This is a genomic window from Chloroflexota bacterium (genome assembly GCA_009840625.1).
Taxonomy (GTDB): domain Bacteria; phylum Chloroflexota; class UBA11872; order UBA11872; family VXNJ01; genus VXNJ01.
On the sequence record VXNJ01000010.1, the window covers coordinates 24,758 to 39,787 of the forward strand.

Annotated in this window: 10 protein-coding genes; 3 read left to right on the forward strand and 7 right to left on the reverse strand. The window is 56.9% G+C overall.

The genetic code is table 11. The annotated features are described in order from the left end of the window. Nucleotides 1-211: 211 nt before the first annotated feature. A complete protein-coding gene (locus tag F4X41_06580) occupies nucleotides 212-1,702 on the reverse strand; it encodes a sulfatase-like hydrolase/transferase (protein MYB16685.1) in 1,491 nt (496 codons plus the stop codon). Between the two features lie 463 nt (nucleotides 1,703-2,165). On the opposite strand from F4X41_06580, the gene F4X41_06585 reads away from it, so the two are divergent. Both F4X41_06585 and F4X41_06590 read left to right on the forward strand, forming a co-directional pair. Continuing rightward, on the forward strand, nucleotides 2,166-3,221 hold the full coding sequence (locus tag F4X41_06585; protein ID MYB16686.1) for an ABC transporter permease subunit: 1,056 nt from the start codon (nucleotides 2,166-2,168) through the stop codon (nucleotides 3,219-3,221). Between the two features lie 89 nt (nucleotides 3,222-3,310). Continuing rightward, entirely contained in the window at nucleotides 3,311-4,150 is an 840-nt protein-coding gene (locus tag F4X41_06590; GenBank protein MYB16687.1) for an ABC transporter ATP-binding protein, read from the forward strand. A 280-nt stretch (nucleotides 4,151-4,430) separates the two neighbouring features. Here F4X41_06590 and F4X41_06595 read toward each other — a convergent pair whose 3' ends face one another. Together F4X41_06595 and F4X41_06600 are read right to left on the reverse strand one after the other, a co-directional pair. Then, nucleotides 4,431-6,701, reverse strand: a complete 2,271-nt coding sequence (locus F4X41_06595; GenBank protein MYB16688.1) for a S8 family peptidase — start codon at nucleotides 6,699-6,701, stop codon at nucleotides 4,431-4,433. Further along, a complete protein-coding gene (locus F4X41_06600; protein ID MYB16689.1) occupies nucleotides 6,670-7,821 on the reverse strand; it encodes an AAA family ATPase in 1,152 nt (383 codons plus the stop codon). The genes F4X41_06595 and F4X41_06600 overlap by 32 nt, the downstream gene beginning before the upstream one ends. A gap of 484 nt (nucleotides 7,822-8,305) precedes the next feature. On the opposite strand from F4X41_06600, the gene F4X41_06605 reads away from it, so the two are divergent. After that, nucleotides 8,306-8,779: a hypothetical protein gene (locus F4X41_06605; protein MYB16690.1), complete on the forward strand. Its 474-nt coding sequence runs from the start codon at nucleotides 8,306-8,308 to the stop codon at nucleotides 8,777-8,779. A gap of 1,204 nt (nucleotides 8,780-9,983) precedes the next feature. On the opposite strand, the gene F4X41_06610 is transcribed toward F4X41_06605, so the two are convergent. From F4X41_06610 to F4X41_06625, 4 genes are all read right to left on the reverse strand, one after another. Beyond that, nucleotides 9,984-11,645 carry an ABC transporter permease subunit gene (locus tag F4X41_06610; protein ID MYB16691.1) on the reverse strand — a complete coding sequence of 554 codons (1,662 nt, stop codon included), beginning with the start codon at nucleotides 11,643-11,645 and terminating at the stop codon, nucleotides 9,984-9,986. After that, a complete protein-coding gene (locus tag F4X41_06615; protein MYB16692.1) occupies nucleotides 11,642-12,544 on the reverse strand; it encodes an ABC transporter ATP-binding protein in 903 nt (300 codons plus the stop codon). Before F4X41_06615 ends, F4X41_06610 begins: the two co-directional genes overlap by 4 nt. A 102-nt stretch (nucleotides 12,545-12,646) precedes the next feature. Continuing rightward, complete coding sequence (locus tag F4X41_06620) at nucleotides 12,647-13,123, reverse strand: MarR family transcriptional regulator (protein MYB16693.1); 477 nt, start codon at nucleotides 13,121-13,123, stop codon at nucleotides 12,647-12,649. Between the two features lie 317 nt (nucleotides 13,124-13,440). Continuing rightward, nucleotides 13,441-14,859: a sulfatase-like hydrolase/transferase gene (locus F4X41_06625; protein MYB16694.1), complete on the reverse strand. Its 1,419-nt coding sequence runs from the start codon at nucleotides 14,857-14,859 to the stop codon at nucleotides 13,441-13,443. Between the last annotated feature and the right edge of the window lie 171 nt (nucleotides 14,860-15,030).

The following is a 15,030-nucleotide window of genomic DNA, read 5'->3' on the forward strand; positions in this document are numbered from 1 at the left end:
TGGGGATCGCCCTAGCGCGCGGCCGGAGGCCTTAACGCTGCCGATTTCTCTGGTCAGTGTCAGAGCGCGCAGAAGGCAGCGGCATATCGTGTCTTCGAGGTTCACTCGAAGATAACTTTGCTGAGTTTGGATTCGCAGCAGACCTCCTTGCGCGGCACCTCCCCAATTCAAAAATCGTTCGCTTGCCGCATCAACTCGGAGGAACGACAGCCTAGACCGAAGCCAGTTTGCGGTGCCGCCGATCGTATGTCGAAGCCAGCTTGACTAGCAGGGCCTTTCGCATTCGACCCAGCGCGGCGGAATGGGCCGGGTCGCCGGCCAGGTTGACATGCTCGCCAGGGTCAGCCTTGCGATCGTAGAGGATCTCGTTACCCTCGCCGTCAATCCAGTACTTGTTCTGCTCGTCAATGAGTGTGAGCACCGACCATCCGCTCAGCGTATAGCGGGTGGCTTTGGGAACTTCGTGGACGACCTCCTCGATGCCGGGATCGAAGTATTCCATCAGCACACAGTCCTTGCCAGGTCCGTCGCCACCGACAAGTTGCCCCCAGAGCGAGCTCCCGTCGACCGGCTTCGGGATAGGCAGCGAGAGGGCCTCAAGCAGAGTCGGCACCAGATCTACGCCTTCGAAGAAACCCTCGAACGTTCGCCCACCGGGCAGGCCACCCGGCCAACGCCAGGCCATCGGCACCTTCATGAAGGAATCGTAGTGGGCCTGGTGCTTGCCCAGGGTGTAGTTGTCGCCACAGGCGTCGCCGTGATCTGAGAAGTAGACCACGATGGTGTTGTCGAGTTGACCGGAGCGCCGCAAATGCTCGATCACCCGTCCGCAATGGTGATCGATCATGGTGCAGGAAGCGTAGTAGTAACGCCGATATTGGGTTACCTCTTCGTCTGTGTCCGGAAGCAGGCTCTCGGCGAGATAGCGCACCATTTCAGGCTTGTCGTCCAGTTCGCCGGGCACCACGTCGGGTGGCGGCACGCCGGAGGCCGGATAGCGATCTACATATTCGGCCGGCGGATTGCAAGGCGCGTGCGGAAGATAAAACCCGGCGACGGCAAACCACGGCGTGTCGCCAGCGGCGTCGATGAACCCAATGGTTTGATCGGCCACCCAGGCGGTATATGAGAGTTCCTCGGGAGCCTCGAAATCCCAATAGTGTTTGCTGCGATCGCCGGTTATCGGGTGCGGTATGCCGACCTTGTCTTCCATGCCCGGGGCGACCTGACGAATCCAGCGGATGTAGTCGTCAGGGAAGCAGCCCGGCTCGTCGGCGTTTACGTGTACGTCGAAGCCGAAACCGGGATGCGGGCGGTCAAAATCGCGCGTGCCAAGCGGCACGAAATGCAGCTTGCCCAGGTTGCCGGTCCGATAGCCGGCATCGGAGAGGATCTGGGCAACCGTCAGCTCGTCCTCTGAGAGTGCGATGCCGTTGGAAGTGACGCCGTGATTGCGGGGGTAGCGACCGGTCAGCAGGGTGGCGCGCGACGGCGCGCAGACCGGATTGTTCACGTAACAGCCGGTCAGGTTGACCCCTTCGGCTGCTAGGCGATCGATGGCCGGCGTCTGCACGTAGCCGTCGGAATTTACGCCCAGGCAATCGAAGCGCTGCTGGTCTGACGTGAGGAACAGGACGTTGGGGCGGCGTTCGGCCATTGCGGCACCTCCGCGTTTCCGGGCAATCGGCGTTCGTTTGGCCATTATTGGAAATTCATTTGCCGGGCAGCCGGCAGACGCCGCAATTGACCGGGCTCGGCAGCCGTTTCTGTCGCTTCCCAGGCCAAATTTGCGCCTGCACTTACATCTACAACGACTGAGGATTGATCGGCCCGGGCTAAGTCGATCCGTTGGGTCGTAGATGCAGTTCCCAGACGCCCGGGCACTGGGTTAGTAGGACTTCCGAGCGGATGCCGGAGTTGGCAATCAGGGATTTGCCGTCGAAATCGGCTTGGTTGAACCTGCGCCACCTACACCACTCCGGGGATAATGAACGCTCATGGCATGCCCGTAGATAAACCAATACGGGTGACCAGTGAACCCCTTAGATTTCGCTTCTGGGAAAGTTGCGTGACTGGCACCGGACCCAAGTGCTTGCCAATGGATCGATTGAATCGAACTATGGATTCGCGATGATGTCCGAATTGAGACTTCGGGATGGGTGCAAATGGTAGCTGAAGTTTCGCGCTTAACTCTGTGGGAGTGGCGCAAACTCCGGCGCCGCTGGATGCCGTGGATCCTTCTTGCAGTCATCCTTGTGCTCATGCAGGCAGCGCAATGGTTCACTTACGCCGCCTATCACAACGAGTCCTTGCAGCAGTTCACTGCCGGCGGATCACAGACCTTTTCGATTACCGAGGAGGTCGACGGTGAATCCGTCAGGATCGAGGCCACGTGCGTAAGTCTTGAGAACGAAGGCCTCCCTCAGGGAATAGAGCAACTCCCTGAGGAGCGGCAGGCCGAGTTTCTGGCCGAATTGACGCAATGGCAGGCCGAGAACTGCGCCAACACCCTGCCGACAGACGAGTTGCGCGGTGCGTTCACTATCCCGCGGTCAATCTCCGGGGCCATTTCAGGGACGGTCGGACTGGCACCAATCCTTCTGATCATCCTCGCGGCCTCGCACATCGGCTCCGAATATGGATGGGGCACGCTGCGCCCGGCTCTAACCCGCGGCGCTGGCCGCTGGCAGTTCCTGGCATCGAAGCTGGTGCTCCTGTTGCTGCTGTCAATCGCCGCAACTGCAGTCATTGCCGTCGCTACCGCTGCCGCCAGCCTGATCGCGGGAATAATCCCGCCCGAAGAAACCGGGACGTTGGCCGAACCGGGTGAGTGGTCCGATGTCTTTATCACCTGGGGCAAGGCAATCTACGCGTTTGCCCCCTACATCGGACTCAGCGTCTGCCTGGCCGTTCTTACACAGTCCGCCTCCGCGGGCATCGCGATTGCGCTCGGTTACTACGTGATCGAACTCATAGCGGCCCCGATCCTAAACGTGACGTCCTGGGGGCAGCGGATCGCCGACTTCCTGCTAGGCAACAACGTCAATGAATGGATTGAATCCGGGGCCGTGACCGTGGAGATCAATGGGGCAAGTTCAGCTGCAAATCAACCCGAAACCCTACAGGCGTTCTTGGTGATATTGGCTTATACGGTGATCTTCTGCGTCGCGGCATTCTGGGTTTTTCTGCGCCGGGACATCGCCGGCGCCAAGGGCGAATAGGCAAGGGTTTCGAATTGAACGACTTCGTCATTCGCACGGACGGGCTGACCAAGCGGTACGGTGAGATCCTGGCCGTCGACGGACTTTCGATGGAGGTCCCGCGCGGGCGCATCTTCGGTCTGTTGGGCCCGAACGGATCCGGCAAGACCACGACGATGGGGATGCTGCTGGGGCTGGTCAAGCCCACCGCGGGCAGCTTCACATTGTTCGGATCTAACTCCCCGCACGTCGAATCCTTGCGGCGCCTGGGGGCGATTGTCGAGACACCGGCCTTCTATCCCTACCTGTCCGGACGCGACAACCTGGCCTACTTCCAGGGGATCGGGGGAAGATCGGATGCGGCCGAGCTGGACGACCTGCTGGAGAAGGTTGGCTTGTCCGACCGTGCCGACAGCCGTTTCCGGACCTATTCATTGGGAATGAAGCAGCGGCTGGGCCTGGCCTATGCCCTGCTGGGCGATCCCGAACTGCTTTTCCTAGACGAACCCACCAACGGTATGGACCCGGCCGGCATGGCCGAGGTCCGCGATCTGATAAGGAGCCTGGGGACCGGGGGACGTACGGTATTGCTCTCCAGTCATCTGCTGCACGAGGTGGAGCAGGTCTGCGACAGCGTCGCCATTCTTTCCAAGGGCAAGTTAATAGCCCAGGGCAACGTCGATGACCTGGTGCGCCCCGGCGGCGACGAGCGGGTAAGGCTCAGGACTACCGACAACGCCAGGGCGGTCGAAGTCTTGGAGGGCCTGGACTGGGTGACGAGCGTGGAAGATGACGGTGATTCGCTGCTGGTTGCAGCGGTCAGTGACAGGTCGCCGGAAATCAGCACTGCGCTGGGACAGGCAGAGGTTTACGTCACCGAGATGGCGGCCGAGGAGACGTCCTTGGAGCAGTACTTCCTGGATGTCACCGAGGAAGAGCGGGAGAGCTGACGGGCGACGAATTCAAGCGCTGATTTGAATTCGCCAACGAGCGCTTTTTTGATCGAATGACCGACTAGCGATTAGGAATTGGCGTCGATTCCGAGCGGCTTTTGCTAGCGGCCGAAGAGCATTAGAGATAAACGTGATTATGTTTTTCCGAATCCCGTGTGCAGGTGACTTTTACGATTGAACTGAACAAAGGAAATCCGAATGGTCGGGCTGCCCGCGTAGTCTTCGTAGATGGGGCCACATCACTTCAAATTGCGGTTTGACACCTCGGTTGAAGCACTCAATCCATATCAAGTTGTATCGGCAATTCAATCACCGGAATCAAAGGCGCTAGTCGAGCTTCGTATTGCCGGACAACCTCGTTATACAAGTCGTCGGCCCTCGGAACATTAATGGTCAAAACTAGCGCATACCGGATTTTTCTCGCGGAGGATGTGCTGCCGCCTTTTGATCGAGCAACGTAGTGGATGTCGAACACCGGTTCTTTCAAGCTAGAAAGTCTTTTTCTTTTGCGGCGATGCAGCGTCGTTTCCCACTTGTGTGCATCCCTTCGGAGTTGATGCTCATTCGCGTACAGCCCACCAGGTCGAAAGAAAGATTCCGATTTTGGGTGAAGTGAATCATCCCGCGCGAACTTGTACCGATGGGGTCTAAACACAACCGAGAGTCCGCTCTTGGTGTAACTGCCTGGGTGTTCCGGGTCGATTTGCGTCGCAAAGCAAAAAGTGGCGGTTATTTCTGCAAACCCAGGAGCGTCAATTTCAGGTAGCGGGATGTGGACTCGTTTGTATTTGGCTGCGCTAATTACGTCTTGATAGACAATGCGCACGCCGTTGTCGGGACATATGACCATTTCGTCTAACGTGTCCGGCAGTTTGCCCCAACCAATTTCCGACCTCTCAAATGTCCCGGGTTGAGTGCAATGAATCAGTAGCGCCTTTATGGCCAAAGGACTTAGAACAGCGCCAAAGTGCGTCCGCACCGCAATGGCCGACCGCATGGTAAGAGGCGACGCAAAGCTCGTACCTTGCAAAGCGGACGCCTTCCCTGGATTCAAGCTGTCTACTGCCCAGAATGGCTCCATGTCGCTCCCCCCGAACGCAATCAGGTCGGGTTTCACAATCCCGGGTGACCTTCCTGGGCCAATCGAACTGTACGCCGCTCTCTCCCAGCCGTCTCGTGTCGATTTGTTACTCGCACCAACAGTGATTCCATTTACACAATCTGATGGAACTTGGACTCGCCACGGCTTAAGCGCATTGAATGAAGGCTCGTCCCCTGTGTTCCCAGCAGCGATGGCCATGAATGACCTTCCATCGGACAAGTGTTCGTCCAGTACGGCCGTCCAAGCGTGAACTTCGTTGTCGTCAATCGGCAATTCAGGTCCGATGCTCAAGTTGACGTATTCGTGGCCCCCCTGGCCCAACACAGATTCGACGCGCTTTAGTACTTCATACAGCTCATACGGATCGTTTTCAGATTCCTTGTCGAGCACCCGGAAGTGGTCTACGCGGCAAAGTGGCGAATCAGGAGTAGCAGATGCGATTGAGCCAAACAACAACGCAGACGTAACTCGTTCGCCGTGTGCCAAATACTCGATTCCGGGTTCCCCCACACCAGGTACGTCACGAACATTCGCCCACCGATTTAGGGGGCTGTCGGAAGGCATCCCTCCGTCCAAGATTGCCACCCGAATCCCAGGATCCACTGCGGGCTTTATAGGAAGTTCGATTCGTTTAGGTTCGTAGACAACTGAAAGCGTTTTCTGCCCCACACGCAGCCTTGGCATCTCGCGCAATACCCGCAGGAATGAGAAACGCGCCACTTCTTGAGCTTCTGAGGGATTCGCGTGAATTCGGAGGAAGCACAAATTTCCAGCAAAAAACACGTTTTCGAAATCCCATTCCAAGCCCAACTCTTGGAGGTAAAACTTTAGGCCGGCCAAAATAAATCGGTCGCGCTCGTGCTCGCTGGCGTGCAGCACAACCTCAAGCAATAAACGATCAGGTTCGCTTGGTAATTGGCGGAGTCGGGACTCCGCGTCAACAGCCGCAATTGTTTCGAGTTTTGTTAAATGCCTGGCTGCAGGATGAATTCTTGACCAATTTGGAATGCTCAGCGACAACGACCTAAACGCTGACCTTTTGCCAGCGACAAACAATTCGGTCGATACATCGGAATCACGTGCGGATTTGCGTGTCTGTTTCTCCGGTGAGACTGAGACTGACCGGCTCCCAATCGTTCGCAACCCCAGCCTTTCCAGGGCTCCTGCCGGTGAGTACGACTTTGCCAGGTATTCGGGGTGAAGCACGATTGAAGCAACCGACTCACCGCTCGGGCATACGCTTGCAGGCAACCGATCCAATGAGTTCGCAGTGTTGGCCAACATTGCCGATACACGTTGCTTCGCTTCGGCAAATTCATATGGAGGTTTCTTGGGCCCACCGCCTTCTTTGACTTCAATTTGTTCGGTGAGAGTTTCGCCATATCCAAGCAAATAATTCCGCCGGCTGGCCATGTTATCTGCCGCTGACCGACTGTTCGTGGACATATTTGCGAATGGTGTCTCGACTTACACCGGTGGTTCTACTTGCCTCCCGTTGCGACATTAGCCCTTCAGACACAATTGCGATTGCGAGATTGCGGCGCATATTCGTGGGAGCAGATCTCGCGATTTGACTCAGGATTTCGACAGACCCGACTTCAATGCTGCAATCCTCGATTGCGGTATATCGTCGCACTCTATCCACGACGTGGCGAACTTGGCTCAACGATTCGCCATCCAAGGCATGCGCGAACAATTCGGGCCAAGGATCCGATTTTTTAAACTTCATCTGATTTCTGACGTAAGACCCAATCAACTCTCTTTCTGGAAGCGGAAACTCAACAATGAGTTCGAATCTACGCCAAACTGCAGGGTCTAACAATTTCGAGTGATTGGTCGCCGCTAACAACAGGCCCCGTGCGGGCCACTCATCGATTTCCTGAAGTAAAACTGTAACTAGTCTTTTCAGCTCCCCAATTTCCCCCACGTCATCGCGCCGCTTAGCAACAGCGTCAAGCTCGTCCAGCAAAAGAACACACTCCCGGCTTCTAGCGAAATCCAGGACCGCACGTAGGTTATTGCCGGTTCGCCCAAGAAACGAACTCATCACAGCCGACAAATCAAGAATCGCGAGTGGCCGCTTAAGTTCACGGGCTACCCACTTCGCTGCTAGCGTCTTGCCAACTCCCGGCGGACCGATGAACAATGCGGTCCTCGTAGGGTCAATCCCCGATTCCGCAAGTGCGCTTGCACTGATCCTCTCGCGCACGATTTGATTCAAAAGTCCCCACACGCGCGATACGTATATGGGTTCTATTTCCAGAGTTGGAGTTTCCAAGACTCGAATCAACGGTAATCGCGAATTGCCATCAAGTGGAATACCGGAAGATTCGATTTGACGCGTCGAATCTCCTTTAACCGGCGCATTCCTCAGGAGCGCCATCAATCGATCCGCAAATTCGGGATTCGTTGAACGGCATTCCCTGGCCAAATTTCGCAATTGCAATACCAAGTCTCGCTTCTTCCCCTTCAACGCGATTTGCGACAAGTGGAATAATCGTTCTTGCCATTCCTCCGTATCGTCCACACCTATGTGACTGTCGGAATTTCCTTGAGAACCTTCCATCCGTCGCACCTGGACTACAATCAGCCATCCCTTAACATTTTAGTCCACTACGACAGATTTTCCTTTACTTGGTACAGGGTACTTTTTTGCCAATCGATCGAAATTCGCTTGCCGCCAATCACTATCAACTATTCGATCAATAACGCATCAGCACGTTTGCATTTGCCGATTCGACCTCGGCATTCAGAATGCCATTCGCGAGCCAAAATCTACTCAATTACCGACAGTGCTCGCCGTGCCCGAATCACAAGAATTCAATGCCGTAGCGCCAATTGGCAGCACGGGCTCGCTTGGCTAGCAACGATAGCCAAATCTGTGCTGTTTCGACCGGCACACGAACGCCCAATTGAGATCAATTCGCAACCAAACTTTCCGAGGCCAGAATCTCCCGATCTTTCGCATGCACTGGACGAGTGGCACGATGATGGTTGTGCTAGTCGTGCTATACTCGGCGAGCACAACTATCACTTGAAAGGCCTACATCATGCCTGAACCGGATGAACACCGCGCCAAAATTTCTCTAAAAGTCGGTGATGTCAGCTTCGAAGGGGAAGGGGGCCAATCCTGGCTCGACCAGCAAGTAGCGTCATTAATCGACGCAATTGGTTCCGGGAGAATCCGCAGCAACAATCCAATCGCTCCTGAATCTTCCAACGAACCGAAAGCGGCCGACCAATTTACCGAGTCGCTTGCAAGTTATTTGAGGTCAAAGGGAGGCGATTCGGTCCAGATTCAACGGTTTTTGGCTACTGCCGCATGGTTGAGCAAACGTGGCCAATCGACGCTGACAACTCGAGACGTCAGTCACGCTTTAAGAGAAAACCAACAAAAACGATTGGGAAATGCGGCAGATAGTCTCAACAAAAACGTTTCAAAGGGGTTCTGCGAAAAATCGTCAAATGGATTTTTCATCACCCCGGACGGTTGGGCGCACCTAGGTGAGCGCCAACCCCAGTGATTCAACACACCGCTTTAGGTGCCCTGCCCGACAACCTTCGCAATCCGCTCATCGCCGAATACCGACGAATCAATCAATCTTTCCTCGAACGCAGATGGTTGCCATCGGAGCTCAGCGGTGGAAGGTTCTGTGAAATCGTATACACGATTCTTGAAGGCTATGCTTAAGGCGAGTTCCCGGCCGAGCTTTCCAAGCCCCGGAACTTTGTTCGTGCTTGCCGTCAACTGGAGCAGCACGAGTGCATTCCAAGGTCTTTGCGTATCTTATTGCCCAGAATTCTTCCCGCTCTTTACGAGGTGCGCAACAATCGAGGAGTCGGCCATATCGGCGGTGATGTAGATCCCAATCACATGGATGCGGCATTTGTCGTGGCTACGAGCAGTTGGGTGTTAGGGGAATTGATCCGCGTTTTCCACCAAATTGAAATTCACGAGGCCCAATCTATCGTCGACAACCTAGTTCAACCTCGAGTACCGTTGGTCTGGGAAGGACCACACTCGCGGCGTGTTCTTAATCCGAATTTGAGCGTTCAATCCCAGGTACTCGTGTTGCTAGCCACTACCCCCAATCCAGTAAGCACTGCCGAATTGCAGCAGTGGGTCGAATGTCGGAACACTGCATACTTCAAATCCATATTGCGCAAATTGCACAGAAATCGAATGATTGAACTCTACCCGGATGGGAAAACCGCCGAGTTATTGCCTCCCGGATATTCCGAAGCTTCCGGAGAATTACATTCGAAGACTTAAACGTTAGGAATTAATCTCCGCTTCGCAGTTAGAAGCATTTTTTCGCCCGCCTATCGACCATCCGAGTGCATATTGCCGTGCCGTTGTGCAAAGTGCGTCGGGCGCATTCGCCGCTGGTCGTGTCTCGTCTTCGTGATGGAAGCCACGTACATGACGCATTGCTGCTCAGTGAACCTGAATTGCCGAATACCGCTCGGTTGTCGCGTTTTGCGCGATTCGACAAGATATAAACTGCATTATGTCTAGCTGCCCGCGATTCCGCGGCGAGCCCCTTCACGCGTCGGTGAATTGCTCAAATTGGCAGCGCGAGACGAGATTAGCGACCATGAATGGCTCGCAATCACCCGGGCGACAGCGGCCGATTAGCCTCCGGAAAGACGGCTATGAATCAAATTCCTCGCTCTTGCTGGACGTACCGAGGCGAGATCGATCCATTTGCCAATTCGAGCGAGTTCTTATCCCCGCTGCCTGATATCTCGTCGCTGAAACAGGAATATCGACAGGCCAAAGAGCGCCGCGGACAACACGGTTAATACGAGGGCATCCCCCCAATCCATCCCGGTATTCAAAGGGTCGCTGACCAGGTAGTAGTGGAAGGGTGACAGCCACGCAATACCGGCAAGGCCGTCGTTGATCTTTACCAGCGACGTCAATAGATGTGAGACGAGAGCTGCGCCCACAGCTCCATAGATGGCAGCCGACGCACGTCCCGTGCCGGCGCCAATTGCTAGGGCGAGGAAGCCGAATACCAGGCCTGACAACACTTGGAGTGCAGCGGTCGAGCCGATGTTGACAAAAGACATCCCGAGGTCACCGAACACCGACCCCAAGGACACGCCGGCGAACGTCGCGATACCGACTGCGATCCCAAAAAGCGTCATGGTCGCGGATTTCTCGATCACGATTCTGGAACGGCGAATGGGATTGGCCAGCAACAGCCCCATCGTGCGTCGCGACTCCTCGCCAGCGAGGGCTCCGGCGCCCGTGACAGCCGTCACCAGGATGACGGCAAGTGGGGCCATCAAGCCAAATGTTTCCAGCGTGTACCAACCTTCCGGAGTGCCCAGTTCGCCGCCCCCAAAGAGCGCGATTAACTCCTCGGGGAAATTGTGGAACGCAACGCGCGTCTCCTCCGTCAACGATGCGTACATTGGCCCCAATATGACGCCCATGACTAGAAACATGGCAGCCGATGTGACCAGAAGCAGGGTCTGGTAATCGGAGACGGTCTTCAGCCATATAGACGACACCCTGGCCGAACCGGCAAGTCGCCCAACGATCCGGTTGAGGATCGGATTGCTCCGCATTCTGTCCAGTAGCGAGGTCCCAACGGATTGGCTTTTGAGGTCACGGCGGCCGAACCCGACCATGGCGGCGACCAAGAGCACGACGGACGCTGAAGCCAGAACTGCCAGGTGGTCCCACGCGATGCCGTTGTAGATCGGGTCACTCCCATCAAAGTAGTACCAAGGGAATGCTTTGCGCAGGTTCTCCAGCCCCTCGACAAGGGGCAAGAGCCCGACTGCAAAGAAGGAAATCACAAGGATCCCAGCGGCCACGCCCGATGCCGTGTCGCGATTGCCGGTTATGGCGCCGATGGCCAGAGCCAGCATTCCGTAATAGACGGCGTTGACGTAAAGGTGTAGCGCCAGGGCTTCCACTTCCAGGCCGCTGATTTCAACATCCATCAAGGCGGCCGCCGGGTAGACCGAAGCCCACAGGATGGCAACAGTGAGGGCGGCCAGCACGACGAGGGAAGCGGCTTTGGACAAAAGGACGTGCGTGCGACTCTTGGGATTTGCGAGCAGGATGTTCATAGTCCCGTTCCGCTCTTCCCCAGCAATCGCTGCGCTACCGAAAACGAGCGCCATTGCGGCCGTCACGAATGCCCCGAAGGAACCAAGAATGTAGCCGACCGCCAAGCCCCCGGCGTCAACGCCCTCCCCGATGCCGAACAAGGAGCGAAACGCCTCGGGCAATTCGGTGTAAATCGTGAGGTCGATTTCCCTATAGGCTGCCATCCCGAACAAAAGCAGCAGCGCGAGACTAACGGCCGAGATGACCCACCCGAGCCAGCGATCGCGCGCCGTTTTGAGGGTTATGTTCGCCAGCGTCATTGCTTGGCCACTTCATCGGTGTGGTAGTAGGTGAGAAAAATCTCCTCAAGATCGGTTTCGCTCGTCTTGATGTCCTCCACGTTGTAACGGTCGGTGGCGGCCTTCAACAGTTCGCCCATGTCTCCCTCAAAAGACATCTCGACGTGGGTGTCGTTTGCGATCACGTTGCGAGCACCGGGCACGCTCTCGAAATCCGAGCCTTCCGGTCGCCGGTCAAGCACGAACTCCACGCGGCGAATGGCCTTCGACCTCAACTCTGCGACTGACTCGACCGCGATGAGAAAGCCGCCGCGGATGATTCCGACTCGGTCGGCGACGCGCTGGACCTCGGACAGCGTATGGCTGGACAGGAAGACAGTGCGCCCTTCGGCGGTCACTTCGTGCACCAAGTTCTGAAACTCCCGTTGGATAAGCGGGTCAAGTCCAGCTGTCGGTTCGTCCAAGATCAGCAGTTCCGGCCGGTTCATGAAGGCCTGGATGACCCCGACTTTTTGCCGGTTGCCCGTCGAAAGATCTCCGACCTTTCTCGAAAGGTCGGAGTCCAGTCGTTCGGCCAGCTCCCTGACGTAGGACCAGTCAACGCCGCCCCGCATATTTGCAAAGTACGTCAGGGTGTCCCAACCGGTCAGGTTTGGGTACAGCGCGAGGTCTCCCGGGATGTAACCGATGTGCTTGCGGATTTCGACGGAATTTCGATGCGTGTCCAGTCCGAGGATGGTCGCGGATCCGGCGGTGGGCCTGATCTCATCCAGCAACGTCCTGATCGTCGTCGTTTTTCCCGCACCGTTTGGCCCAAGAAAACCAAACACCTCGCCTTGCCGGACGTCCAGGTCCACACCTTCGATGCCACGGTGCTTGCCGTAGAACTTCGTCAGCTCACTCGCGTGAACAGCACCCATGGATTCGCCTTCGATCGAAATCCTTGACGTTTCCGCGCTCATTGCCATCTCGCCGCCTCCAGTTGTTGGTTGGTTTTGTCGATTCGATCCGAGACGTTCACCTCAGGTGGCACCTTGGAGTGCGCGATCGGCCTCGTCGAACGCCTCAAGGCGTTCGACTCCCCGTTGGAAAACCTCCAACGCCTGAGCGACCACTTCAAGCTCCTCCACCGACAGGAACGCCGCGATCTTCTCCATGGCCTCGTAATGGCTTCGATTCAAAGTGTCAATGACCTCTCTGCCTGCATGGGTCAGACGGGCCAGGGCGACCCGCCTGTCCTTGGGGTCGGAGACGCGCTCCACCAGATCTTTCCTGACCAGGCGCTCCACCATGCTCGAGGCGTTGGGAGGGGCCATTCCCTGGGCCTGCGAGATTTCGGTGATCTTGGCCGGGCCGGAAGCGAGGACATACAGGACCCCAATCTGCGGGAGAGTCAGGTCGCCGTCAATGGCGAATCCCTTCGCGTCCATGCAGCCGGCGGTTGAAATCGATTCCGCCAATTCACCGATCCTGGCGAGCAGCTCATCCCTTGTCGACATGAGCTACCCTCCCAGCAGAATCATATCTTCTTCATAATTATTATGGCTCTCATAATAGAGATCGCCAAAAGGGTAAGGATGGTAGCCATAACCATGTTGAAGCGGCTGTTCGGAATGCGAGGCGAATCGCCGGCTGCCCGGTTGCTCAAATCCGGCTAACCGGACGCTTGGCGAATTGAGCAAAGGACGGCAACACCTGGCAGTGCAAGCGGCGCCGTCGAACCCATCACCCATTCCACCCGACAAAGGTCCGCGGCAGGTGGGCCTACCGATTAATCAGCGCGGTTCCTCTGAGCGGAACGCCGCAAATTGAATGGTCAGGCGTAATCGGCGCCGGTCAGACTCTCCAGCACGGACTGTTGCCATTCCTTCAATTTGGCCCCCAAACGTTCAACTTCCTGCGGTTGAGCCGTTGAAAGGTCCCTTTTTTCGGATGCATCCGCTCGGATATCGAATAGTTCCTGGCCGGTTCCGGGCTCTCCATCAATGACGAGCTTGTATCGCGAATCAAGGACCGCGCGGGGTCCCTCGAAATCGTCTTCCCGGATCTCCGGATGGTGGTAGTTTTCGAAGTCGCGGGTGAATTTTCCGTCCATTAATTTGGCAAGCGGGCAAGTGCCGGACTGAAGGTCCGGATCGATATATGGCTCAGCGTCATCCGCCACGCTGCCGCCAAAACTCCAGAAGCAGATCGGATCGGGCCGGTCGCCCGCTTCACCTTCCATGGCCGGCACCAAACTGATGCCGTCCAAGGGGCGATCGGGCAATGGCTGTCCCGTCAGCTCGCACAATGTCGGCAGGATGTCGCTGGTGACCGAGTCCATCGACACGCGCATTGGATCCCTGAACCGGCCCGGCCACTCGATAACCGCAGGAACCCGGATACCGCCCTCGTAAACGAGTCCCTTGTAACCGCGCATTGGCGAGGCGAACCGGCTCTCCCGCGGCGCGCCGTTGTCGCCGCAGTACCAGAGCAAAGTCTCATCCCTTATCTGCTCCCGGGACAGGTGCTGGCGCAGATCGCCGATCGCCCTGTCCATCGCAGTGATCTCTGCATAACGCGCCTGCAGCACCCTGTCCAGTCGAACATGCACCTGCTCTCCGGTCTCAAGCGAGGTGATCTGCGCTGTGCTCTGCTGCAATTCTTCCGGCAGATCGCCGTAGGTGGCAAGGTCCTCATCAAGTGCGCTGTAGGGCTCGTGCGGGGATCCGAACCAGGCCACCACGAAAAACGGGCGCCCGGCTGCCCGCGCATCCGAGATGAAACGGTTGGCCGCATCGACGACGATCTGGGAGCTTTCACCCTCGTATTGCTCAGGGGCGCCGCCGTTGTGCGAAAGGTACGGGTCCATGTCGAAAAAGTTGTCGTGCGAGAGGTATTCCTCAAACCCCATTGCCCGCGGATTGGTTGGCGAATCGGCCTTCACCGGACCGAGATGCCACTTGCCAAAGTGGCCGCAGGCGTAGCCCGCCCGCGACAGGATCTGCGCGATGGTTATTTCCTCCGGCCGGATCGACCAGCCCGGGTCGAACGTTCCGCACCGATTCGGATGACGGCCGGTCATCACGCTCGCCCTAGTTGGCGAGCAGAGCGGTGCGCCGGAATAGAAGCTGTCGAGTCGGAGCCCTTCGGAGGCCATTTCATCCAGGACCGGCGTCTGCACGATCGGATGCCCGTTGTAGCCGGTTTCATGCCATCCGTGGTCGTCACTCATCAGAAACACGATGTTGGGCATCGAGCCCGGAGTTTCCCGGGCAGAGGTAGCCGCGGAGCTTGGCGATGCGTTCACGGGCGCTGAACTTCCAGAGCTATGGGTTGGGGATTGACGCCGCGCGATTCTTGCAGCCGGGCGGCTCGCCGATCGGGCCGATTTAGATCTCAAACGCGAGACGCCGCCATTTCCGCT

What these genes read in the sequence shown, in the direction of transcription:
- F4X41_06580 (MYB16685.1), bottom strand. Translation starts at nt 1,702, where the DNA reads ATGGCCAAACGAACGCCGATTGCCCGGAAACGCGGAGGTGCCGCAATG.
- F4X41_06610 (MYB16691.1), bottom strand. Translation starts at nt 11,645, where the DNA reads ATGACGCTGGCGAACATAACCCTCAAAACGGCGCGCGATCGCTGGCTC.
- F4X41_06605 (MYB16690.1), top strand. Translation starts at nt 8,306, where the DNA reads ATGCCTGAACCGGATGAACACCGCGCCAAAATTTCTCTAAAAGTCGGT.
- F4X41_06590 (MYB16687.1), top strand. Translation starts at nt 3,311, where the DNA reads ATGGAGGTCCCGCGCGGGCGCATCTTCGGTCTGTTGGGCCCGAACGGA.
- F4X41_06585 (MYB16686.1), top strand. Translation starts at nt 2,166, where the DNA reads ATGGTAGCTGAAGTTTCGCGCTTAACTCTGTGGGAGTGGCGCAAACTC.
- F4X41_06600 (MYB16689.1), bottom strand. Translation starts at nt 7,821, where the DNA reads ATGGAAGGTTCTCAAGGAAATTCCGACAGTCACATAGGTGTGGACGAT.
- F4X41_06625 (MYB16694.1), bottom strand. Translation starts at nt 14,859, where the DNA reads ATGCCCAACATCGTGTTTCTGATGAGTGACGACCACGGATGGCATGAA.
- F4X41_06615 (MYB16692.1), bottom strand. Translation starts at nt 12,544, where the DNA reads ATGGGTGCTGTTCACGCGAGTGAGCTGACGAAGTTCTACGGCAAGCAC.
- F4X41_06620 (MYB16693.1), bottom strand. Translation starts at nt 13,123, where the DNA reads ATGTCGACAAGGGATGAGCTGCTCGCCAGGATCGGTGAATTGGCGGAA.
- F4X41_06595 (MYB16688.1), bottom strand. Translation starts at nt 6,701, where the DNA reads ATGTCCACGAACAGTCGGTCAGCGGCAGATAACATGGCCAGCCGGCGG.